The organism is Steroidobacteraceae bacterium (genome assembly GCA_041395505.1).
In the GTDB taxonomy this organism is placed as follows: domain Bacteria; phylum Pseudomonadota; class Gammaproteobacteria; order Steroidobacterales; family Steroidobacteraceae; genus JAWLAG01.
The window spans coordinates 89,679-111,569 of record JAWLAG010000001.1; the positions used below are offsets into that span (position 1 = coordinate 89,679).

17 protein-coding genes are annotated in these 21,891 nt (G+C 63.7%); 7 read left to right on the forward strand and 10 right to left on the reverse strand.

Annotated features, from left to right (window positions below; genetic code table 11):
• From R3E77_00425 to gfa, 3 genes are all read left to right on the forward strand, one after another.
• Positions 1-732 carry an ATP-binding cassette domain-containing protein gene (locus R3E77_00425; protein ID MEZ5497868.1) on the forward strand — a complete coding sequence of 244 codons (732 nt, stop codon included), beginning with the start codon at positions 1-3 and terminating at the stop codon, positions 730-732.
• The gene (locus tag R3E77_00430; GenBank protein ID MEZ5497869.1) at positions 729-1,910 is read left to right on the forward strand and encodes an ABC transporter permease subunit; all 1,182 of its coding nucleotides are present in this window, start codon (positions 729-731) and stop codon (positions 1,908-1,910) included. The genes R3E77_00425 and R3E77_00430 overlap by 4 nt, the downstream gene beginning before the upstream one ends.
• A gap of 133 nt (positions 1,911-2,043) precedes the next feature.
• Entirely contained in the window at positions 2,044-2,625 is a 582-nt protein-coding gene (gene gfa, locus R3E77_00435) for an S-(hydroxymethyl)glutathione synthase (GenBank protein MEZ5497870.1), read from the forward strand.
• Between the two features lie 6 nt (positions 2,626-2,631).
• On the opposite strand, the gene R3E77_00440 is transcribed toward gfa, so the two are convergent.
• The 10 genes from R3E77_00440 to rpmH form a co-directional block, all read right to left on the reverse strand.
• Positions 2,632-3,033 carry a hypothetical protein gene (locus R3E77_00440; GenBank protein MEZ5497871.1) on the reverse strand — a complete coding sequence of 134 codons (402 nt, stop codon included), beginning with the start codon at positions 3,031-3,033 and terminating at the stop codon, positions 2,632-2,634.
• Between the two features lie 77 nt (positions 3,034-3,110).
• Positions 3,111-6,902, reverse strand: coding sequence for a hypothetical protein (locus R3E77_00445; GenBank protein ID MEZ5497872.1), 3,792 nt, complete (start codon positions 6,900-6,902; stop codon positions 3,111-3,113).
• 136 nt (positions 6,903-7,038) lie between these two features.
• Positions 7,039-9,219 carry a catalase/peroxidase HPI gene (katG, locus tag R3E77_00450; protein ID MEZ5497873.1) on the reverse strand — a complete coding sequence of 727 codons (2,181 nt, stop codon included), beginning with the start codon at positions 9,217-9,219 and terminating at the stop codon, positions 7,039-7,041.
• A 115-nt stretch (positions 9,220-9,334) separates the two neighbouring features.
• Positions 9,335-10,336 carry a hypothetical protein gene (locus R3E77_00455; protein ID MEZ5497874.1) on the reverse strand — a complete coding sequence of 334 codons (1,002 nt, stop codon included), beginning with the start codon at positions 10,334-10,336 and terminating at the stop codon, positions 9,335-9,337.
• Between the two features lie 35 nt (positions 10,337-10,371).
• Positions 10,372-11,724, reverse strand: coding sequence for a tRNA uridine-5-carboxymethylaminomethyl(34) synthesis GTPase MnmE (gene mnmE / locus R3E77_00460; GenBank protein MEZ5497875.1), 1,353 nt, complete (start codon positions 11,722-11,724; stop codon positions 10,372-10,374).
• Positions 11,725-11,785: 61 nt separating this feature from the next.
• Positions 11,786-13,033 carry a Xaa-Pro peptidase family protein gene (locus R3E77_00465; protein ID MEZ5497876.1) on the reverse strand — a complete coding sequence of 416 codons (1,248 nt, stop codon included), beginning with the start codon at positions 13,031-13,033 and terminating at the stop codon, positions 11,786-11,788.
• Positions 13,034-13,054: 21 nt separating this feature from the next.
• Positions 13,055-14,788, reverse strand: a complete 1,734-nt coding sequence (gene yidC / locus R3E77_00470) for a membrane protein insertase YidC (protein ID MEZ5497877.1) — start codon at positions 14,786-14,788, stop codon at positions 13,055-13,057.
• 5 nt (positions 14,789-14,793) lie between these two features.
• Complete coding sequence (yidD, locus tag R3E77_00475) at positions 14,794-15,027, reverse strand: membrane protein insertion efficiency factor YidD (GenBank protein ID MEZ5497878.1); 234 nt, start codon at positions 15,025-15,027, stop codon at positions 14,794-14,796.
• Positions 15,003-15,395, reverse strand: a complete 393-nt coding sequence (gene rnpA / locus R3E77_00480) for a ribonuclease P protein component (GenBank protein ID MEZ5497879.1) — start codon at positions 15,393-15,395, stop codon at positions 15,003-15,005. The genes yidD and rnpA overlap by 25 nt, the downstream gene beginning before the upstream one ends.
• A gap of 17 nt (positions 15,396-15,412) precedes the next feature.
• On the reverse strand, positions 15,413-15,547 hold the full coding sequence (rpmH, locus tag R3E77_00485) for a 50S ribosomal protein L34 (protein MEZ5497880.1): 135 nt from the start codon (positions 15,545-15,547) through the stop codon (positions 15,413-15,415).
• 164 nt (positions 15,548-15,711) lie between these two features.
• Between rpmH and dnaA the strand changes: the two genes are divergently transcribed.
• The 4 genes from dnaA (at position 15,712) to gyrB (ending at position 21,880) form a co-directional block, all read left to right on the forward strand.
• Positions 15,712-17,049: a chromosomal replication initiator protein DnaA gene (gene dnaA, locus R3E77_00490; protein MEZ5497881.1), complete on the forward strand. Its 1,338-nt coding sequence runs from the start codon at positions 15,712-15,714 to the stop codon at positions 17,047-17,049.
• Between the two features lie 177 nt (positions 17,050-17,226).
• A complete protein-coding gene (gene dnaN, locus R3E77_00495) occupies positions 17,227-18,324 on the forward strand; it encodes a DNA polymerase III subunit beta (protein MEZ5497882.1) in 1,098 nt (365 codons plus the stop codon).
• A 52-nt stretch (positions 18,325-18,376) separates the two neighbouring features.
• Positions 18,377-19,435 carry a DNA replication and repair protein RecF gene (recF, locus tag R3E77_00500; protein MEZ5497883.1) on the forward strand — a complete coding sequence of 353 codons (1,059 nt, stop codon included), beginning with the start codon at positions 18,377-18,379 and terminating at the stop codon, positions 19,433-19,435.
• A gap of 27 nt (positions 19,436-19,462) precedes the next feature.
• Positions 19,463-21,880 carry a DNA topoisomerase (ATP-hydrolyzing) subunit B gene (gene gyrB, locus R3E77_00505; protein MEZ5497884.1) on the forward strand — a complete coding sequence of 806 codons (2,418 nt, stop codon included), beginning with the start codon at positions 19,463-19,465 and terminating at the stop codon, positions 21,878-21,880.
• Positions 21,881-21,891 lie beyond the last annotated feature (11 nt).

The following is a 21,891-nucleotide window of genomic DNA, read 5'->3' on the forward strand; positions in this document are numbered from 1 at the left end:
ATGCTCGAAGCGCGCGAACTCTGCAAGCACTTTGGCGCCGTAAGGGCAGCCGACCGGATCAGCTTTGCGGCGGCGGACGGCCGCATCACCGGCCTGCTTGGTCCGAACGGCGCCGGCAAGTCGACGGCGTTGCGCATGCTCTACACCGTCCTCGAGCCCGACAGCGGCCAGGCACTCGTCGATGGTATCGATACCCGCGTCGATGCACTCGCTGCGCGGCGTCGCATCGGCGTGCTCACCCATGTCTCCGGTCTTTACGCACAGCTCACGGCGAGGGAGAACATTCTTTATTACGCCGCACTGCAGGGCATGACGGCTGAAGCCGCAGCCGCCTCCGCGGACAAGCTGATCGAGCGACTCGACATGCGAGGTTTTGCCGACCGGCGCACGAGAGGCTACTCGCAGGGTCAGCGCCTCAAGACGTCGCTGGCACGCGCGCTGGTGCACGGGCCGCGCAATATCCTGCTCGATGAGCCGACCAATGGCCTCGATGTCATGGCACTGCGGCATCTGCGCCGTCTCATCGGGGAGCTGCGCGAGGAAGGCTGTTGCGTACTGTTTTCAAGTCATGTGATGCAGGAGGTGGCGAGCCTCTGCGATGAAGTCATCGTCATCGCAGGCGGGCGCGTGGTGCTGCAGGACAGCCTCGCCGGGGTGCGCGAGCGCACGGGCCGGGACAACCTCGAAGACGCCTTCCTGCAACTCATCGGCTCCGGCGAAGGCATCGCATGAGCGCGCCCGTACTCACCGTGGCCCGCAAGGAATTTCTCGAGAACCTGCGCGATCGGCGGAGCCTCCTCACCGCATTGTTGTTCGGCCCGCTATTCGGCCCCATGATGCTGGCGCTGACACTGTGGATCGCGCTCGAGCGCGGTGATCAGCGCCAGGACAAGCCGATCGATCTGCCAGTGATACACAGCGAACGCGCGCCCAACCTGCTGGCCTACCTCGGGCAGTTCAATGTCCGGCCACGCGCGGTCAGGCTCGGTGAAACTGCGGCGCGGCGTGCCATCGAAGAACGTCGCGAACAGCTCATACTCGAGATTCCGCATGACTATGCCGCGAAGCTCGCCGCGGGCGAACCCGCACCGTTACGTCTCTACAGCGATTCCTCCGAGCCCATGAAGGATGCCGGCGTGCAACGGGTCACGGCGTTGATCACCCGCCACGCGCAGGGCATTGCCCAGACGCGGTTGGAACTCGCGGGCATCGACCCGACGGTCGTGTTGCCGATCGTCGTGCAGGATATCGACGTGGCAACAGCCAAGACGCGCGGCGCACTCGCGCTTGGCATGTTAAGTGCGCTGGTGCTGCTCGCCATGCTCGCCGGCGGCATGTACCTTGCGATCGACACCACCGCCGGCGAGCGCGAACGTGGCAGCCTCGAGCCGCTGCTCGCCTTGCCGGTGCGGCGCGAGCACCTGGTCTACGGAAAGATCGTTGCGACCATTGCCTATATGCTGATATCGCTCGTGGTCACCGTAGCCGCCTGCGCCGTGCTCTTTCAGCTCATCGGACTCGAGCGTTTCGGAATGACCGCAAATCTAGGGCCCTGGACGGCCCTGCGCATCGCGCTGGCCGCAGCGCCACTGGCGCTCACCGGCGCGGCCCTCATGACCGTCGTTGCCTCCTTCACCCGCAGTTACCGCGAAGCGCAGACCTATTTGAGTCTGCTGGTGATGTTGCCCACGCTACCGCTCGCTTTCGCTGGCCTCCTCGGCCTGGCACCCACCCGCGCACTGATGTGGTTGCCCTCGCTCAGCCAGCATTTTCTGATCACTGCGCTGCTGCGCGACGATCCCGTCCCGGCGCTCGACGTGGCGATATCCGCCGGGAGCGCGGCGGCGCTGGGCGGCATGCTCGCCTGGTTGGCCGGGCGACTGTACCGGCGGGAGAACCTCTTCAGTTAGGCGGCGTCAGGTAAACCCCTAGTTGTGGGCCAATCCATGGCCGCACTCCGCAGAACCTTGCAACCGGCCCATTGAAGCGCGAAAGTGCCGGGCAACACATTTGCATGAGCCGAGTCGGCCTAAGGAGTTGGGCATGGCTTCTTCGATTGCGATCCACCCCCGGGTGGATCAGGGCAAGGCGCGGGCGAGCGCCAAATTCTCCGGCGGCACTCTCAGTTGCCACTGCAGCAATGCCAAGGTGCTGGTCTTCGTTGCCAGCCAATGCGCGCACAACCATGTCTGTGGCTGTACGCGCTGTTGGAAACCGGCCGGTGCGATGTTCTCGATGGTGGCCGTCGTGCCCCGCGACAAGCTCAGGGTAGCAGTTCAACGCGAGAAGCTCGCCGTCGTCGATGAAAACGCGGTCATCCGCCGTCACGCCTGCCGCGAGTGCGGCGTGCACATGTATGGCCGCATCGAGGACAGCGGGCATCCGTTCCATGGCCTCGATTTCATACATCCGGAGCTGTTCGCGGAAAAAGGCTGGGCGGCACCGACGTTCGCGGCGTTCGTCTCATCGGTGATCGAGTCGGGTACGCCGCCATCGCAGATGAAATCCGTACGCACGCGGCTCACCAGGCTCGGGCTCGAACCCTACGATTGTCTTTCGCCCGAACTCATGGACCTGATCGCGATCCACAACGCCCGCGCAAGCGGCAAGTTGCGCACCGAATAGCCCGCATCAGGCTTTGTGCCCGCCGTCGAGGCGGCTGGCGTGTCGCGCGAGGAGCGCCCGGCAGCGGTAGTGCTCGTCCGTGGAAAACTCACGTGCCTCGACTTCGAAGCGATTGTCCTCGTAGCCACGTCGGAACGATTCGAGGAGATAGCGCCATACCGTCATGTGTCCGGGGCGCCATTGCCTGACCACGTGGAAGAACTCGTGCAGCACCAGGGGAAGATCGCCGAAGAAGTCCTCGGCACTGCCGCGCAGATAGATCCGCCCGGGTCGGGTCGTTGCCACCATGCGCGGGTGGCAGCGCGCGATGTAGGAATACTCGATGACTTCGACGTCGCTGACGGATTCCCCGAATAGGTGCGCAAGCGTCTCGGCAAGCGCTGGCGGTATCGAAACCTTGCGGCCCATGACGGCTTGAGACTAGCATGGCCGACGAATCGCTGCGGGGCGGATCATGGCGCTCGGCGGGGACGCAAGTAGGGCCCTCAGGGCACGACACGCACGAGCCCGAGCTCCGCAGATACGCCATTGCGTATTTCGCCAGCCGCGATGATCTTGCCATCCGGCTGGATCGCAACTGCCCTGGCATCGTCCAGTCCACCGAAGAAATCGATCGACAGTAGTCCGTCGCTATCAAAGCCATTATCCCGTTGACCCAGCGGGTCGTAGCGCGCGATGGCGAAATCGCTGTTGCCTGTGCCGACCACGACGATATCGCCATCGACCTCTAGGGCCGCGGCGCTGCCGTGCACGCTGCCGTAATAGAGACTGTCATCCAGGACTTCGCCGCTGCCGCTCGTGCCGAACAGGTTGTCGCGGCTGCCGTCGCTGTTGTAGCGGCGCATGACCAGACTCGGGACGCCGATTCCGGCATAGCCCACGGCGACTATACGTCCGTCGGGCTGCGCGAGCAGATCGCGCACTTCATCCCAATAGTTGGTCGAATCGATGAGGATGCCGCTGCCATTGAAGCTCGCATCGAGCTGACCGTTGGCACTATAGCGCACGAGGCCAAAGTCCGGATCGGCGCCGCCGCTGTCGGCGACCCGGCCGCCGACGAGAATGCTGCCATCCGCCTGCAACGCCGCGGCATAGGCAAGATCCGTCTGGCCCGCGATGTCGGTCGAGACCTTGCCACCGTTGCCGAAGCTCGCATCGAGTGCGCCCGTGCTGTCGAAACGCACGGCGGCGAAGTCGTTGCCCTGCGCTGCGAGCACCTGCGCATGGCCGGTGGCGACAATCGCGCCGTCCGGCTGGATCAGTACATCCGTTGCCCGATCCGTCGCGAGCGCGAAATCCGTCAACACGATGCCGGTGCCCTGACCGCCGAAGTTGAGATCCGGTGTGCCGTCAGCATTGAGCCGCAACACGACGAAGTCGTCGGTTGCATTGGCGAGTCGCGCCTTGCTGTAACCCACGACGACAATGGCGCCATCGGCTTGCACGGCAAATGCGGTCATGAAGTCGCGGCCCGGACCATTGATGTTAATCGTGGCGTAGCCACCCGTGCCGAAACCCGTATCGAGAAGGCCGTCGGCACCGTAGCGGGAGACCTTGTTGTCGCTGCTGAGTACGAGAACCTTGCCGTCCCCGAGCAATGCAACATCAACGGCACCTGACAAGGCACTGTCGACTGTCTTGCCGGCGCTGCCAAAAGCCGGATCCAGTCCTGTCGATGCGGACAAGGTGGTGCAGGCGACGGTGATGTTGGCCACGGACGCGGCATTGATGGTGCCCGCGCCATTGGTGACGGTGCAGTTCTGCGCCGGATTGTCGGGCTGCGCCGTTACCTGCACGTTGTAGGGTGAACCGTTGCCGAAGCGGCGGGGATAGGTGAAGGCTCCGCTGGTCGCGATATCGAGCTGCTGGCTGGTGATGCTCTCCCACAAGACGAGCCCTGAGCCCGCAAGGCCTGACACCACACCGCCCACGGTATAAGTCTCTGCCACAGCATCATCATCGACGATGACAACCGTGGCCGTCGCCTGGGGACCGATGATGGCGCAACCACCCGGATTGCCGAGCGTCAGGGTCAGCGTTTCGTCGGGTTCCTCGTCCGGATCATCGATGATCGACAGGTCGACGATGCGCGGCGAGACGCTGAAGTCGCCGAAACGAAGCAGATAATCGCGCGCCACATAGTCGATGTTTTCGGCGGCTGAACCGGGCGTCAATGTGACGTTGGCGCTGACGAGGCCGGCCGGATTGCCGCTGCGCTTCACTTTGATCTGGCGGGTCAACAGTTCGCGCTCGCTGACTCGGTACTCGGCAGTGTCGAATTCGAGAATGCTCTTCTCGGCCGCGTTGTCCTGGCAGCCGCCTATCGGCGAGATGGATCCTTCCCCAGGTGCCTCGACGCCGTCTGGTACGTCGAGCAACGCGAGTCCCTCGGCATCGATCAACGCCATGCCGCCGACGCCGGCGTCAGGATCATTCGGATCGAAAGTCGCGGGGTCGCGAAAATAGGCCATGCTGGCGCCGAATTCCTGAGTGTAGGAGTCCCATGCCTGGGTGATGGCCAATGCGTCGACGATGAACTCCTCGCCCACCGCGAGATCCGTGAGATCGATGTCCACCGGTATGGTCCGGACGAGGTTTACAAAACCCGTGCCGCGGCCGAGTGCGTCCTGGTTGGGGACGAATTCGAAGTCGCTCCGGGTCCATAGATCATCAAGGCCGGTATTGGAGACAAAGGCGTCGTAATCCCAACGCGTGCGCTCTGCAATCGGGTCCGCTCTCGCATCGAGAGCGACTGCGCCGCTGTTGAGGTAGAAGGATTTCTGCTCCGGCGCACCGGTTGCGGGGTCGACCTTGTAGGCTTCGAAGACAACAAACGCGCCCGCAAACAGGCTGCCGAATGACGGCTGCAGCCCGTTCACCGGTCCGACATCATTCTCGGCAAAGAGGTTGACGTGAGTCAGGTGGAAAGTCAGCTTGGTCGCCGGCGCTGCCTTTCTGAAATGCCAGGTGGATCTCAGCCAGGCGCTTCGAGACCCGTACCCGGTGCGCGCAGACTCCACGGCGGTCCAGAAAGTCTCGCCGCTTGCGCTCGAGTGAACGGCCCCGTGCGTGATGTCGTCATTGAAGTAGCGCGCAAATATCGGGTTGATGTTTCCGTAGCGCCCTGCGCGGTTGAAGTCCATGCCGCCATCCAGGGCGTTGTTGAAGTCGAAGATGTCATCGACGACGCCACCGGTCTTCTCGTCCTCCCATAGCACAGACGGCGGACCAATCCGGGACTGATCGTTGCCGTAGTACTTCCACGCGCGCTTCGGCTCCGGGCAGATGACGCGGATGTTGTCGACATCCTGGCCAGCAATGTAGCCCTCCGCGTTTTCGATCCTGCAGATCTCGGTCAGGCCGCGGGCGAAACCCTCCGGGGGATTGGTGGGTTGCCTCTTGATGTTGACCTGGTAATAGGCGCCGTCCGGCAGTTGCAGGTCAAATTGGAAAGGGCCGTTCGCGCTGATGTCGAGCAGTTCGACATCCAGCAGCGGTCTCGGTCCGCCGATGGGAGGTGGGTCGGGATCGGCGCTGATGGCGAGCTGCAATCCCGTGCCGGACAGCCCCACTACCGTACCGCCTATGGCGAAACTGGTGCAATCGATGCGTATGTTGGTGACATTGCTGGCAACGATCGTCCCCCTGCCGTCGAAAACACTGCAGGTCTGCGTCGGATCGCCCGGCTGTTGCAGGACGGTAACCTCGTAGGATTCACCGGCCAGCAGGAAAATCTCGGATTCGAACGTGCCGTTGTCGCGGATGTTCGGCTGGTTCAGCCAACCGGTCGCGGGCGCGACATCGACATTCAGTACGAGGATGTTTGCGCTCGAGGCATTCGATTTGGGCACATTTTCGAGGCCCGTAACGACACCGCTGACGCGGTAGGCGTCTTTGCAGACGATCTGGATGTCATCGACGTTTGCACTGGCGATAACGCCGGTGGTGGCACCCGCGGAATTGGCGCCATCGCAACGTTGTACGGGACTTTGCAACGCCAGTGGATCCGGACCGGCCAGGACCTCGTAGAGCGTGCCGGAGGGCAATGCCTTGGTGAACGAGAACGGACCATTTGCGGTCGCGGTAATGAATTCGTTCGATTGGCTACCGTCCGGAAATTCATAGATGGCCAATAGCTCGAGCGCCGGGTTTTTCAGCCCCGTGATCGTGCCGCCGATGGTGTAGGTCTGCGGGGGCGCGTCCTGACCGCAGCCCGCCAGCAGGCAAACCAGCAGTCCAAGGGAAAGGAACCCTTTCAGTCCTGGCGAATTCGTCATTTCCCGCTACCTCCCCGGGGCACGCGGCTGCGCGCGTTTGTCTCCCCCAGGGGTTAGTACCGAATTCGCCCCCGAAACAGCTCACCACGCGTGATGTCCGCGGCCCCCGGAGTGGAAACGCCGATCGACAGGGACGTCAGCGCAGGTCGAAGCGATCGAGGTTCATCACCTTGACCCAGGCTTTGACGAAATCGGCGATGAACTTCTCCCGGGCGTCGTCGCTGGCATAGACCTCGGCAAGCGCACGCAGCTGGGAGTTCGAGCCGAATACGAGATCGACGCGACTCGCGGTCCATTTCTGCTTGCCGCTCTTGCGCTCGATCAGGGCGTAGCGGTCCTTGCGGGCTGACAGGGGGCGCCATTCGAGGTCCATGTCGAGCAAGGTGACGAAGAAGTCGTTGCTGAGCACGCCCGGTCGCTCCGTGAACACACCGTCCGCAGAGCCGCCGACATTCGCGTTTAGAGCACGCAGGCCGCCCAAGAGTACCGTCATCTCGGGAGCAGTGAGCGTCAGCAGCTGGGCACGGTCGAGTAGCAACTGCTCGGCACGTGCAGCATCATCCCCGCGCGCGTAGTTGCGGAAGGCATCAGCGCGCGGTTCGAGTACGCCCATCGCCTCCACGTCCGTCTCAGCCTGCGATGCATCCATGCGCCCTGGAGAAAAGGGCACGATCAGCTGCGTGCCCGCAAGCCCGGCCGCACGTTCGATACCGGCGCAGCCGGCGAGCACGATCAAATCGGCGAGCGAGATTTTCCGGCCCTGCCGCGGTCTGTTGTTGAAATCGCTGCGGATTCGTTCGAGCTGCGCAAGCACTCTTGCGAGCTCGGCGGGTTGATTCACTGCCCAGTTGCGCTGCGGCGCCAGCGCGAGGCGGGCGCCATTGGCTCCGCCGCGCTTGTCTGAGCCGCGAAACGTCGCGGCAGAAGCCCAGGCGGTGGTGACCAACTCACTCACGGTAAGGCCCGACGCGAGGATCGCCGCTTTCAGGGTCGCGATGTCGCCGGCATCGACCAGCGGATGATCGACCGGCGGTATGGGATCCTGCCAGTTGAATTGCTGCGCCGGCACGTCGGCGCCGAGGTAGCGGGCACGCGGACCCATGTCGCGATGGGTCAATTTGAACCAGGCGCGCGCGAAGGCGTCTGCGAACAGATCCGGGTCCTGGTGGAAGCGGCGTGAAATCTTCTCGTAGATCGGATCAAAACGCAGCGACAGGTCCGTTGTGAGCATCGCCGGCGCGATGCGCCGGGATTTGTCATGGGCATGCGGTACCGTGGCTGCGCCGGCACCGGCCTTGGGTTGCCACTGGTAGGCCCCCGCCGGGCTTTTGGTCAATTCCCATTCGAAGCCGAACAGGTGCTCGAAGAAGTCGTTGCTCCAGCGAGTCGGCGTCGTGGTCCAGGTGACCTCGAGGCCGCTCGTGATCGCATCGCCGCCTTTGCCGCTGCCAAAGCTGTTCTGCCATCCGAGGCCCTGTTGTTCGAGATCGGCCGTCTCCGGATCGGCGCCGACGTGCGTCGCCGCGGCGGCGCCATGCGTCTTGCCGAAAGTATGGCCGCCGGCGATCAGCGCCACCGTTTCCTCGTCGTCCATGGCCATGCGGGCGAAGGTCTCGCGTATGTCCCTGGCAGCCGCGATCGGGTCGGGCTTGCCGTCGGGGCCTTCCGGATTGACGTAGATCAGGCCCATCTGGACGGCGGCCAGTGGATTCTCGAGATCGCGCTCGCCCGAGTAGCGGGCCTTGCCGTCCAGCCAGGCATGTTCCGCACCCCAGTAGATGTCCTGGTCCGGTTCCCACACGTCCTCGCGTCCGCCGGCAAAACCGAGGGTCCTGAAGCCCATGGATTCGAGCGCGACATTGCCGGCGAGTATCATCAGGTCAGCCCAGGAAATCTGATGGCCGTATTTGCGTTTGATCGGCCACAGCAACCGTCGGGCCTTGTCGAGACTGACATTGTCCGGCCAGCTGTTCAGCGGCGCGAAGCGCTGCTGGCCGCGCCCGCCGCCGCCGCGACCATCACCGACGCGGTAGGTGCCGGCGCTGTGCCAGGCCATGCGCACGAAGAGCGGACCATAGTGGCCGAAGTCGGCTGGCCACCAGTCCTGCGAATCGGTCATCAGGGCCGTCAGGTCCTTTTTCACCGCGGCGAGATCGAGTTGGCTGAATGCCTCGGCGTAGTTGAATGCCGTGTCCATGGGATTCGACTTGGCGGAGTGCTGGTGCAGGATGTCGAGCCGCAGCTGGTTGGGCCACCAGTCGCGGTTCGTGGTGCCGCCTCCGGCGTGATGCATGGGACACTGGCTTGGCGTAGTCATGGCTGTCGGTTCCTGTGATCGGTGGATCGTTCCGACAGCCACACTACGCAGATTGGCTCAGGAGGTGAAATCGATTGATTGAATCGTTTCGATAGATAGCGTCTATGAGTTCGCGCTACGCCGCTTCGAAAACCTCCAACACGAACCCTTCCGGATCCTCGAGCAGCATGGAGCGGTGCCGACCCAGGAAGGGGCTGCCGTGTTCGCCGGGCGGCTTCTTGACCCTGGCGCCGGACTTGACCGCGCGCGCATGCACAGCGGCGAGATCGCGCGTGGGAAAACTCCACATGACGATGCCGCGGTTTGGCGGTCCTTCGCTCGGCGCCGCTGTCGGGCGGCTCGCCGACCCATGGTCCATGAGGATGAGGTAGCCCGTCCGGGAGCCGGGCGCAAACGCCTGTATGAAGCGCTCGCGTATGCCCGCCGGCAGATAGATGGCCGAGTTCTCGCCGATGTCGAACATCATGTCGCGGCGAATTTCATAGCCGAGTACGTCGCGCAACATGTCGTTGATGGCGTCGGCCTTGGCGACGCAACGCGCGGAATAGGCCGCGCCTCCCATGCCATCGGCCGGGTCGATGGGGCCAACCGGCAGGAAGATCTCCGGGCGCCGCACGGCCAGCAGGAAAACATTCTCCGGCACCTTGTAGAGAATCTCGGCCGACGTGTAGGTCTCGCCGGCGGGGCTCTTGAACTGCAATTCCCGGATGCCGACGGTCGACTCAACGCCGAGCGCCGTCATGCGCTTCTCGTGCGCGGGCATGTCGACCACAGGAAAACTGATCGTGGCACCGCCACAATAGAGACCCTCGTAGCCCTGGCGCACGAGCGGCGTGCTGGCTTTGAGGTCGAAGACGCGAATCTGCAGGTTGGCGCCGACGCCGGCGCGGGTATAGCAGGCGACCCGCCAGCGATGATCGCGATGAAAACCGAGGTAGTCGTTGACTCGCGGCCAGTCCTGCTCGGCAGGCGTCTGCCAGTCCGAAGCCGTCAGATGGTAGCCATCGCGAAACAGCCGGTCGAAGGTCGCGGCATCATGGGTAACGATGCTGACGGTATGCAGCGGACCGACGAGGGCATCGGCGGGCGTGCTCTTGGGAACGAAAATATCTTCCATGGCGGTTCGATTCTACGGTCGCCGCTGGTGGCGATCTACTTGCCGACGCAGAAACTCGCGAAGATCCGCCCAAGGAGCTCATCGCTCGATATCGCACCGGTGATCTGGCCGAGTGACTCCTGCGCAAGGCGCAGTTCCTCGGCAACGAGCTCGCCCGCGCGCGTCTCGCGCAGCTGCAGCTCCGCTTCCTCGACGTGCTGGCGGCAGATCGCGAGCGCCTCGACATGGCGGCGGCGCGCCGATACCGTGCCTTCGCCAGCCGCGCGATAGCCCATGCTTTGCGCAAGATGCATGCGCAGCACATCGAGCCCCTCGCCGGTGCGTGCCGAGAGCGTCACCCGTGGCGGCCCGCTGATGGTGTCGCCGAGCGGCACGCCGCTTGCGAGATCGCATTTGTTGAACACCAGCGTCACTGGCACATCGCGCGGCAATCGCTCGCGCACTTCGGTGAAGGCGCGGCCATCGGGATCCACCGCGGCATCGATCACGAACAGCAGGCGATCGGCGCGCGCGAATTCGGCATGGGCGCGACGCTGGCCTTCGATCTCGACGACGTCGCTCGAGTCGCGCAGACCCGCCGTGTCGAGCACATGCAACGGCATGCCATCGACATGAATGCGCTCGCGCAGGATGTCGCGGGTGGTGCCCGGCACGTCGGTCACGATGGCGGCGTCGTAGCCGGCGAGCCGATTCAGCAGGCTCGACTTGCCGACGTTCGGCCGCCCGGCAATGACTACCGTCATGCCATCGCGCAGTAGCTGTCCCTGTTGTGCGCTGCGCTCGACACCGCCCAGGTGCTCGCGCACCACGTTCAGGCGCTCGAGGAGTTCCTGGTCAGCAAGAAAATCGATTTCCTCTTCGGGAAAATCGATCGCGGCCTCGACATAGGCGCGAAGATCGGCAAGCGCCTCGGCAAGACCATTGACCATGGCCGAGAACTCGCCCTGCAGCGAGCGCATGGCGGCGCGGGCCGTTTCCACCGAGCCGGCGTCGATGAGGTCGGCAACGGCTTCGGCCTGCGCGAGGTCGATCTTGTCATTGAGAAAGGCGCGCTGGGTGAATTCACCGGGCTCGGCGCGGCGCGCGCCGAGCTCGAGCGCCCTGGCGATCAGTGCCTCGACCACCATCGTGCCGCCATGGCCCTGCAGCTCGAGAACCGCTTCACCCGTATAGGAGCGCGGCGGCGCGAAATACACGGCCATGCCGATGTCGATCGGCTTGCCGGCGGCATCGGCAAAGGCTGCGAGGACCAGGCGCCGCTCCTCGGGGAGCTTCCCGAGCATCGCCCCGGCAATGGCCGCGACGCGCGGCCCGGAGATGCGCACGATGCCTACGCCGCCACGCCCGGGCGGGGTGGCCGCCGCGACGATGGTGTCCGCCTCCTCCATCCCGCCAATGTAACGCCGGGGCGGACCTGGCTGCCAGTGGCGCGGCAGCGACGGCTGCAGGTCAACCGAAAGGCTGGTCCAGGGATGGCGCGAGTGCGGTGAACAGCTTCGGCCCCGCCTCGGTCATGTGCAGGCAATCCTCCAGCCGCACGCCGAATTCACCGAAGATGTAAATACCCGGTTCATCGGAAAAACACATGCCCGGCGCGAGCGGCATTGTCTCGTCGTGGACGAAATTCACCGGCTCGTGCACGTCCATGCCGATGCCGTGCCCGAGGCGATGCGACAACCCGGGCGTGCGATAGCCCGGACCGTAGCCCTTGCTCTCGTAGAACGCACGTACGACATCATCGACGCGGCCCGCGGGCGTGCCGGGCGCGGCCGTCTCGAGGGCCAGTTCCTGGCCGCGCTTCACGGTGTTCCAGACGTCGCGCTGCTTCTTGCTCGGCTCGCCAAACACGAAGGTCCGCGAGATGTCGGACTGGTAGTCGTGCACGGAGCAACCGCAGTCCATCAGCACGATGCCGCCTGCCTTGACGACCTGCGGCTGCGCGCTGCCATGGGGATAGGCGCTCGCTTCGTTCAACAACACCATCGAAAAACCGGGCGCGCCGCCGAGCGCCACCGTGGCCTCGTTCATGGCCGTGGCGATCTGCTGGCTGGTCATGCCCTTGTGGATCTGCTTGTACACATGGCGGTAGGCGGCCAGGGTCACGTCATTCGCCGCCTGCAGCAGGGCAATCTCGGCGGCCGATTTGTACATGCGGCAGCCCCGCGTGACGGCGCTGCCGGAGAGCAGCGTGAATTCGGGCGCGGCCTTTTGCACGCCATCGACGATGAAGTGCCGCACGGTTTCCTCGATGCCAACGCGCCCCGCCGTTAGGCCACGATCGGCGAGAATGCCGGCGACGAGCTCGAACGGATTCTCGTGCTCGTTCCAGGTGCGCACGTCATCGCCGAAACTCAGGCTCTCGCGTACCGAGGGCTCTTCGAAGTAGGGCGTGACGACGGCAATCTCGCCTTCGCGTGGAATGACCGCGCCGGTGAACCGCTCCGACCGCCACCAGTGCACGCCCGTGAAGTAAACGAGCGCCGAACCGGCTTCGAGCAGGAGTGCATCGATGTTCTGCTCGGCCATCAATCGCTGCGCCTTGGCGACACGTGCCTTGCGTTCTGCGACCGAAATGGGCGCCACGCCGCTCGTGAGGCTCTGCAGCGCCGGGGTACGCGCGGCGCGCGCCGTCGGCAGTACCGACATCGCCCCGGCCGCACCGGCCAGCACCAGAAAATCGCGCTTGCTCAGTTTCATCTGCGAATCGCTCCTCGGGTATCAGGTCGCCCGGGCTTTTTCCGACGCCTCGATCCGCCGGTTGATATTCCATTGCTGTGCGATCGACAAAATGGTGTTGGTCACCCAATAGAGCACCAGGCCGGCCGGGAAGAAAGCGAAGGTGATCGACATCACGAAGGGCAGGATGGCGAAGACCTTGGCCTGCACGGGATCGGGCGGCGCAGGATTCAACTTGTACTGCACGAACATCGCGGCCGCCATGATCGCCGGCAGGATGAAGAATGGGTCGCGCGAGGACAGGTCCGTGAGCCAGCCATAGAAGGGTGCCTGGCGCATCTCGACGCTCTCGAGCAGCACCCAGTAGAACGCGAAGAACACCGGCATCTGGACCAGCATCGGCAGGCAGCCGGCGAGCGGATTGATTTTCTCGCGCTGGTACATCTCCATCATGGCGCGGCCGAGCTTTTCGCGATCGTCCTTGTAGGTCTCCTGCAGCGCCTTGATGCGCGGCGCCATGGTGCGCATCCGCGCCATCGATTTGCCCGAGGCTTCGGACAGCGGATAGAACGCGAGCTTCAACAGGAACGTAATGACGATGATGGCAAGGCCCCAGTTGCCAAGCACGGAATGGGCCTTGTTGAGTGCCCAGAACAGGGGCTTGGCGAGCACGGTCAGCATGCCGTAATCGGCAACGCGATCGAGATCCGGACCGGTGGCGTCGAGCTGCTTCTGCAACTTCGGTCCCACGAACAGCGTCTCGTGGAATTGGCCGGTCGCACCCGCGGCGATGGCTTTCGTCGGACCCACCACCGACAACTGGTACTCGATGCCGCCCGCTTTCAGGCGATAGGCGTATTCACCTTGTGCGTCCGGAACGACGGCCGAGACGAAATGATGCTGCATGCCGGCGATCCAGCCGCCCTGGATCTTGCGCTCGAGATTGAGGTCCTCTTCCTTGTTGATCTTGAGCTTCTGGTATTTCTTGCCATCCCAATAGGCCGGCCCCCGAAACGCATAACTCTCGACATTGAACATCGAGCGCTTCACCGGCGGGTCCTGGCGCACGATCTGCGCGTAGGACGCGGCGCTCCAGGCGGCGTTGCTGCGATTGGTGACGGCGTAGTCGAGATCGATGCGGTAGGAACCGCGGCGGAAGGTGAAGGTCTTGGTGACCGTCACGCCGCTCGCGTCGGTCCATCGCAACGGCACGCGCAATTCATCGGAGCCGGTCATCAGTCGATACTCCGGCGCGTCCGCCGTGAATGTAGCGATGTGCGTCGGGTGGGGCACTTGCGTCGGCCCGGTAAGGCCGGTCTGCAGCGTATAGGTCGATCCGGCGCCATGCTGGTTGAAAAGCTCGACCGGCTGATCGCCGCCCTTCACCAGCGGGTAGCGCGGCAACTCGGCATTGATCAGCGCCCCGCCGCGCAGACTGATGGTGAGATCGAGCACGTCGGTGCTGACCCGCACCGTGCCGGCGTTGAGTTCCACCTTGCCCGCGCTTGTCTCATCCGCTGCCGCGGCGGCCGGTGCTGCCGCCTCCGGCGTAGGCGCATCGGCAACGACAGGGACATCCTCGGACAGGCTGGTGGTGGATGCGGGGGCATCGGTGCCCGGGTTCGATGCAGACGCTTGCGCAGCGGCCGGTGTGTCCGTGCCCGTGCTAGCCGAGGCGGACTGGCTCGCGAGCTGATCGCGCTGCCAGGTCTCGAAGTTGAACCACAGCGCCAGGCCGAGCAGCAGCCAAAGGAACATGCGAATATTGTTTCTCATTTGATTCAATCAGCCGCTGAAGTCGGGCTTTTGGGTACAGGATCGAAACCACCGGGGTGCCAGGGATGGCATCGGCCCAGACGACGCAAGGCCAGGACACCGCCACGCAGCAGACCGTGTTCCAGGATGGCGCCGTGGGCGTAGTGCGAGCAGCTCGGATAGAAACGGCAGCGTGGCCCAAGCAGCGGACTCAGTGTCCACTGGTAGATCCGGATCAGACCGAGCGCGATGATTCGCATGTTGCCGCCAGTTTCTTCCAAAGACTCTCGAGGCTCGCGCGCAATTGCGCCCGGTCGGCGCCCTGCGCACGGTGGCGCGCCGAGACCACGACATCGACCGCCGGCAGCTGGTGCTGGTTCAAGCGGAACGATTCACGAATCAGTCGTCGGATCCGGTTGCGGTCGACTGATTTCTTGCCGATCGCGCGTTTGGAAATTGCCAGGCCGATGCGCGCTGCGCCGAGATTATTGCTTGTATAGGCCATGGTAAAGAATCCGTCGCCGATGCGCAGGCCTTTGGCGTGAACGACGGTGAATTCGCGCGCAAGGCGCAGCCGGCGCGACGCCGGCAACGTCAGCGGCGGGGCGATCGTCCGCGATTCAGGCAAGGCGAGCGCGCTGGCGCTCAGGGCACCAGGCGTTTGCGGCCCTTGGCGCGTCGGCGCGCGAGCACCTTGCGACCACCACGGGTGGCGATGCGGGCGCGAAACCCGTGAGTGCGTGCCCGGCGGACCTTACTGGGCTGATATGTGCGCTTCATGATGTGTGGGCCCTAAGGTATGGAGAGGAAACGAAAAAAGGGCGCAGAGGGTAAAGAGCGGGCACACGACTGTCAATATGAAGGCTTTAAGAGGCCCGGGGCAAGGTTTAAACTTGCGCCCCTTTTCCTCGATCAACCCGGAACCATCGTTAAGGAGTCGCGGTTTGGACGCGTCGCTTTGGAGCCACTGTGCCTCTACGCTCGCCGAGGAACTCCCCGAGCAGCATTTCAACACCTGGGTGCGGCCGCTGCAGGCCGTCGAGGCCGATGGCACGCTGAAGCTCCTCGCGCCGAATCGTTTCGTGGTCGACTGGGTCAACGCAAATCTCCTGACCCGCATCGGTGAGCTGCTCACCAGCGCCAGTGCCGGCGCAGTGCCTATCATCACCGTGGAGGTCGGCGCCCGGGCGATTGCAGCGGGTACGCCGCTCGCGCCGCGTTTGCCCGACAGCGCGCCACGCCATGCCGAGGGCCTGGTGCTTGGCGCGAGGCTCAATCCACAATTTACCTTCGATGCCTTCGTGCAGGGCAAGAGCAACCAGCTCGCCAAGGCCGCTGCGCAGCAGATCGCGGAAAATCCGGGCAAAGCCTACAACCCGTTGTTCATCTATGGCGGTGTTGGCCTCGGCAAAACCCATCTGATGCAGGCGATCGGCCACGTCATCCGCCAGCGCAACCCGGCGGCACGCGTTGCCTATGTGCACTCCGAGCGTTTCGTCTCCGATATGGTCAAGGCGCTGCAGCACAATCGCATCAACGAATTCAAGACCGCCTATCGCTCGCTCGATGCGCTGCTCATCGACGACATCCAGTTCTTCGCGGGCAAGGAGCGTTCGCAGGAGGAGTTTTTCCACACCTTCAACGCGCTGCTCGAAGGTCAACAGCAGGTGGTGCTGACGAGCGATCGCTATGCAAAGGAAATCGACGGCCTCGAGGAGCGCCTCAAATCGCGTTGCGGCTGGGGCCTCACGGTGGCGGTCGAGCCGCCGGAGCTCGAGACCTCGGCGGCGATCCTGATAGCCAAGGCCGAATCGGCGGGCGTGCGCCTGCCCGAGGACGTTGCGTTTTTCATTGCCAAGCGCATCCGCTCGAACATCCGCGAGCTCGAGGGCGCGCTGCGCCGCGTCATCGCCAATGCCCGCTTCACCGGTCACGCCATCGATGTCGATTTCACACGCGAAGCGCTGAAAGACCTGTTGTCACTGCAATCGAAGCTGGTCACCATCGAGAACATCCAGAAAACCGTGGCGGACTACTACAAAGTGCGTCTCACCGATCTGCTCTCCAAGCGCCGTTCGCGCTCCATCGCGCGGCCGCGGCAGGTGGCCATGTCACTCGCCAAGGAACTCACGCACCACAGCCTGCCGGAAATCGGCGACGCCTTTGGCGGTCGCGATCACACCACCGTGCTGCATGCCTGCAAGCGCATCCGCGAGTTGCGCGACGGCGATCACCAGGTCAACGACGAGTACAACAACCTGTTGAGAACCCTGGCAGGTTGACTGTGTAGTCGCTGTGGACAAAAGGGGATAAAAAGTTGTTCATGACTCATCCACAGGCTGCGCCCGGCATGCACCAGGGTTTGCGTGCAATCACTTGCTGCGCAGATTCCTGATCGTGCACGGTTTTTCGGGTTATCTGCATCATTCACAGGCTCTAACACTGCAACAAGAACTTCTATGAAGATCACCGCAACCAGAGATCAGTTTCTAAAACCGCTCCAGTCCGTCATCGGCGTTGTCGAGCGGCGGCAGACCATGCCGATCCTGTCGAACATCCTGCTCTCGGCACGCAACGACAGCGTGACCATGACCGGTACGGATCTCGAAGTGGAACTCGTGGCGCGAAGCCCGGCGCGGGTGAGTCAGCCGGGGGACATCACCGTGCCCGGGCGCAAGTTCCTCGATATCTGTCGCGCACTGCCCGAGACGGCGGAGATCACCTTGAGCGCAGACGGCGAGAAGATCCAGATGCGCGCGGGACGCAGCCGTTTCACCTTGGCGGGACTCCCGGCGGCGGATTTTCCTGTCATCGAGGACATCAAATCGCGCGAGACCTTGACGCTCCCTCAGGCGGCCTTCAAGCACCTCATCGACAAAACGCATTTTTCGATGGCGCAACAGGATGTCCGCTACTACCTGAACGGGCTCTTGCTCGAGACCGAGGGCAAGACGCTGCGCACCGTGGCGACCGATGGTCACCGCCTGGCGCTTGCGGAGACGGCGCTCAACGAAAAAGCCAGCCATGCCTTGCAGGTGATCGTGCCGCGCAAAGGCGTGTTGGAGCTGCAACGCATTCTGGCGGGTGAAGACAACCTCGAACTGGCAATAGGCTCCAATCACATTCGCGCCCAGATCGGCGATATTCGCTTCACTTCGAAGCTTATTGACGGCAAATTCCCCGAATATGGCCGCGTCATCCCGGCCACGCCACCGCACACGGTGAAGGCGGATCGCGATGTCATGCGCCAGGCGTTGCAGCGCACGGCCATCCTCTCGAACGAGAAATATCGCGGCGTTCGACTCACGCTGGGACCCAATTCGCTCAGCACCCAGGCCCATAATCCCGAGCAGGAAGAGGCCGAAGACCAGATCGAGGTCGAATACAGCGGCGATGCCATCGAAATCGGCTTCAATGTCACCTATTTGCTGGAGGCACTCGCGGCCGTGGACCAAAGCACGGTGGAGATCGGTCTCACGGATGCCAACAGCAGCTGCCTGATCAGCGGCTCAGGCGAAAAAGGCAGCCGCTACGTCATCATGCCCATGCGGCTCTAGCGCCGGGCCCGCGCCGCTTGCGCGCTGCCGATGAAGGCTGGGCCACGGGGCCATGACGGTCAGCCGCCTTGCCCTGCAGAATATTCGCTGCATCGCCTGGGCTGAGCTGGCGCTGGACCCGGACCTGTCGGTCATCTACGGCCCGAATGGCTCGGGCAAGACCACCCTCCTCGAGTCGCTGTTCCTGGCCGGTCGCGGTCGGTCATTTCGGGCCGCGCGCGCGTACAAAGTCATTCGCGACGGTGAGGCTGCCGCCGCGGTTGCGGCCGACACGGAAGGCGAGCAACCCCATCGGATTCGTATCGATCTGACAGTCGGTGAGCCGACGTCCGCTACCCTGGACGAGCGCAGGACCGCGGCGCTCGCCGATCTGGCGACCGCCTTGCCCGTGCAGCTCATCGACCCCAGCGTGCATCGATTGATCGAAGACAGCGCCCTTTGGCGTCGACGGTTCCTGGACTGGGGAGTGTTCCACGTGGAACCTGGTTTTGTTGCAAGAATGGCGCGTTATGGCCGGATATTGCGTCAAAGAAACGAGCTTCTGAAACAATCGTCTCACGCGACCGCTGACTGGGACGCGGAGTTCGTGGAACTGGGCGAGGCCATCGCTCTCGCCCGCCGCCGCGCCTTCGATGTCATGAAACCCGCACTCGAGCGCTGTCTGGCTGATGTCCTCTGCGAGCCTGTCACGCTGGAACTCAGGCCCGGCTGGTCGGTGGAGCAAGGACTTGCCGAGGCGCTGCGCAGCGCCCATCGGCGCGACCAGGCCATGCGCACGAGTACCGTCGGGCCACATCGCGCGGACCTCGTCATTCGGCATGCTGGACGACCGGCACGCGAGAGTCTGTCGAGAGGCCAACAGAAGCTGGTCGCGGCCGCGCTGATTGTCGGCCAGCTGGAGTGGCTCCAGACCGAGCGGGCCCTGCGGCCGACCCTCCTGATCGACGATCCTGCCGCTGAGCTCGACGAGGGGCACCTCGGGCGATTACTCGGCCGGATCCGCGCGCTAGACGCCCAATTGGTCGTCACCACGCTGCAACCCGAGACGACGCTCTTTGGCCCCGTTCGGCGCGTGTTTCACGTGGAACATGGGGGGGTCCGCAGGGTATAATTCGCCATTGTCCGAAAGAGCGTTTGCATGGCCAACGACGACACCTACGACTCCAGTAAAATCAAAGTCTTAAAAGGCCTCGAAGCCGTCCGCAAACGCCCCGGAATGTACATCGGTGACACCGATGACGGGACCGGCCTGCACCACATGGTTTTCGAGGTCGTCGACAACTCCATCGACGAGGCCCTGGCCGGCCATTGCGACCGGGTCGTCGTCAAAATCCACGCCGATGAATCCGTCACCGTCACGGACAACGGCCGCGGCATTCCGGTCGACATCCACCCCGAGGAAGGCCGCTCAGCGGCGGAAGTCATCATGACCGTCCTCCATGCCGGGGGTAAGTTCGATGACAGCTCCTACAAGGTCTCCGGCGGCCTGCACGGCGTCGGGGTCTCGGTGGTCAATGCCCTGTCGGACCAGCTGCTGCTCACGATTTGCCGCGACGGCAAGCTCTACCGTCAGGAGTACGGCCTGGGCGAGCCCAAGGCGCCACTCGCGGAAGTCGGGATCACCGAAGATCGCGGCACTACGATCCGGTTCAAGCCCAGTTCGCAGATTTTCACGAATATTACCTTCGAGTACGACACCCTTGCGAAGCGGTTGCGGGAGCTTTCCTTCCTCAATTCCGGGGTCCGCATCGAGCTCATCGACGAACGCGAAGATCGCAGCGATATCTTCGAACATCAAGGCGGTTTGCAGGAGTTCGTGAAATATCTCAACCGTTCGCGTACGGCCATCCACCCCAGCACCCTCTGGTTCAAGACCCAGGACGATCTCATCGGCGTCGAGGTCGCGCTGCAGTGGAACGACTCCTATTCGGAGACGATGCTCTGCTACACGAACAACATCCCGCAGAAAGACGGCGGCACGCACCTCGCGGGCTTCCGCAGCGCGCTCACGAGGACGCTCAACGACTACATCGAGAAGGAAGGCATCGCGAAGCGCGAGAAAGTGCCGACCACGGGTGACGATGCGCGCGAAGGGCTCACGGCAATTCTTTCCGTGAAGCTGCCGGATCCGAAGTTTTCCTCGCAGACCAAAGACAAGCTCGTTTCATCCGAAGTGAAGGGCGTGGTCGAGACGGCGGTCGGCACCAAGCTCGGCGAGTTCCTGCTCGAGCGGCCGCAGGAAGCGAAAGCGATCGTCGGCAAGATCGTTGAAGCGGCGAGGGCGCGCGAAGCGGCACGCAAGGCGCGCGAGATGACGCGCCGCAAGGGCGCGCTCGATATCGCGGGCCTGCCCGGGAAGCTCGCGGACTGCCAGGAGAAAGACCCGGCGCTGTCGGAGATTTTCATCGTCGAGGGCGATTCCGCAGGCGGCTCGGCCAAGCAGGGGCGCGATCGGCGCACGCAGGCGATCCTGCCGCTGAAGGGCAAGATCCTGAACGTCGAGAAAGCGCGCTTCGACAAGATGCTGTCGTCCGCTGAAGTCGGCACGCTGATCACCGCGCTCGGCTGCGGCATCGGCCGTGATGATTTCAACATCGAGAAACTGCGCTATCACCGCATCATCATCATGACGGATGCCGACGTCGACGGCTCGCACATCCGCACGCTCCTGCTGACGTTCTTCTATCGCCAGATCCCCGAGCTCATCGAGCGCGGACATATCTACATCGCGCAGCCGCCGCTCTACAAGGTGAAGCGCGGCAAGCAGGAGCTCTACGTGAAGGACGACAATGAGCTGAATGCGATGCTGCTCAACAGCGCGCTCGAGAATGCGGCGCTCTACGTCAACGCCGAAGCGCCGCCGCTCACCGGCTCCGGCCTCGAGATGCTGGCGCGCAAGTACCAGGAGGTGCAGGCCATCATCCGCCGCTGGTCGCGGCGCTATGACGAACGCCTGCTCGATGCGCTCATCTATATGCCCGAAGTGAGCGCCGCGTCGTTCGAGAACGAGGACTGGCTGCGCGGCTGGTCGCGCGATCTGGATGAGCGGCTGAAGAGCGACAGCGACGGCACGCGCGAGTTCGGTGTCGAGGTGCAGCCCGCGACGGCCTCGCATGCGCTGCGCGTGCAGGTGCACAAGAGCGAGCACGGCACCGCAACGAGCAAGTACCTGCTCAAGGAATTCTTCGAGTCCGCCGAATACCGGCGCATCGCCGAGCTCGGCAAGACGCTCGCGGGCCTCATCGGCGAGGGCGCCTACGTCACGCGCGGCAACGAGCGCCACGAGGTTGCGACCTTCCGTGAAGTCATGCGCTGGCTGCTTGACCAGGCCAAGAAGGGCCAGGCCATCCAGCGCTACAAGGGCCTGGGCGAGATGAACCCCGAGCAGCTCTGGGACACCACCATCAACCCCGAGACGCGCCGGCTCATGCAGGTGCGCATCGAAGACGCTGTCGCCGCGGATGAGATCTTCACCACGCTCATGGGCGATCAGGTCGAGCCGCGCCGCGAGTTCATCGAGCGCAATGCACTGTCGGTGGTGAATCTCGATATCTGATGCGCGGCGGC

What these genes read in the sequence shown, in the direction of transcription:
- R3E77_00465 (MEZ5497876.1), bottom strand. Translation starts at nt 13,033, where the DNA reads ATGAAACTGAGCAAGCGCGATTTTCTGGTGCTGGCCGGTGCGGCCGGG.
- R3E77_00445 (MEZ5497872.1), bottom strand. Translation starts at nt 6,902, where the DNA reads ATGACGAATTCGCCAGGACTGAAAGGGTTCCTTTCCCTTGGACTGCTG.
- recF (MEZ5497883.1), top strand. Translation starts at nt 18,377, where the DNA reads ATGACGGTCAGCCGCCTTGCCCTGCAGAATATTCGCTGCATCGCCTGG.
- yidD (MEZ5497878.1), bottom strand. Translation starts at nt 15,027, where the DNA reads ATGCGAATCATCGCGCTCGGTCTGATCCGGATCTACCAGTGGACACTG.
- katG (MEZ5497873.1), bottom strand. Translation starts at nt 9,219, where the DNA reads ATGACTACGCCAAGCCAGTGTCCCATGCATCACGCCGGAGGCGGCACC.
- rpmH (MEZ5497880.1), bottom strand. Translation starts at nt 15,547, where the DNA reads ATGAAGCGCACATATCAGCCCAGTAAGGTCCGCCGGGCACGCACTCAC.
- mnmE (MEZ5497875.1), bottom strand. Translation starts at nt 11,724, where the DNA reads ATGGAGGAGGCGGACACCATCGTCGCGGCGGCCACCCCGCCCGGGCGT.
- R3E77_00455 (MEZ5497874.1), bottom strand. Translation starts at nt 10,336, where the DNA reads ATGGAAGATATTTTCGTTCCCAAGAGCACGCCCGCCGATGCCCTCGTC.
- yidC (MEZ5497877.1), bottom strand. Translation starts at nt 14,788, where the DNA reads ATGAGAAACAATATTCGCATGTTCCTTTGGCTGCTGCTCGGCCTGGCG.
- gfa (MEZ5497870.1), top strand. Translation starts at nt 2,044, where the DNA reads ATGGCTTCTTCGATTGCGATCCACCCCCGGGTGGATCAGGGCAAGGCG.
- R3E77_00430 (MEZ5497869.1), top strand. Translation starts at nt 729, where the DNA reads ATGAGCGCGCCCGTACTCACCGTGGCCCGCAAGGAATTTCTCGAGAAC.
- gyrB (MEZ5497884.1), top strand. Translation starts at nt 19,463, where the DNA reads ATGGCCAACGACGACACCTACGACTCCAGTAAAATCAAAGTCTTAAAA.
- dnaN (MEZ5497882.1), top strand. Translation starts at nt 17,227, where the DNA reads ATGAAGATCACCGCAACCAGAGATCAGTTTCTAAAACCGCTCCAGTCC.
- R3E77_00440 (MEZ5497871.1), bottom strand. Translation starts at nt 3,033, where the DNA reads ATGGGCCGCAAGGTTTCGATACCGCCAGCGCTTGCCGAGACGCTTGCG.
- R3E77_00425 (MEZ5497868.1), top strand. Translation starts at nt 1, where the DNA reads ATGCTCGAAGCGCGCGAACTCTGCAAGCACTTTGGCGCCGTAAGGGCA.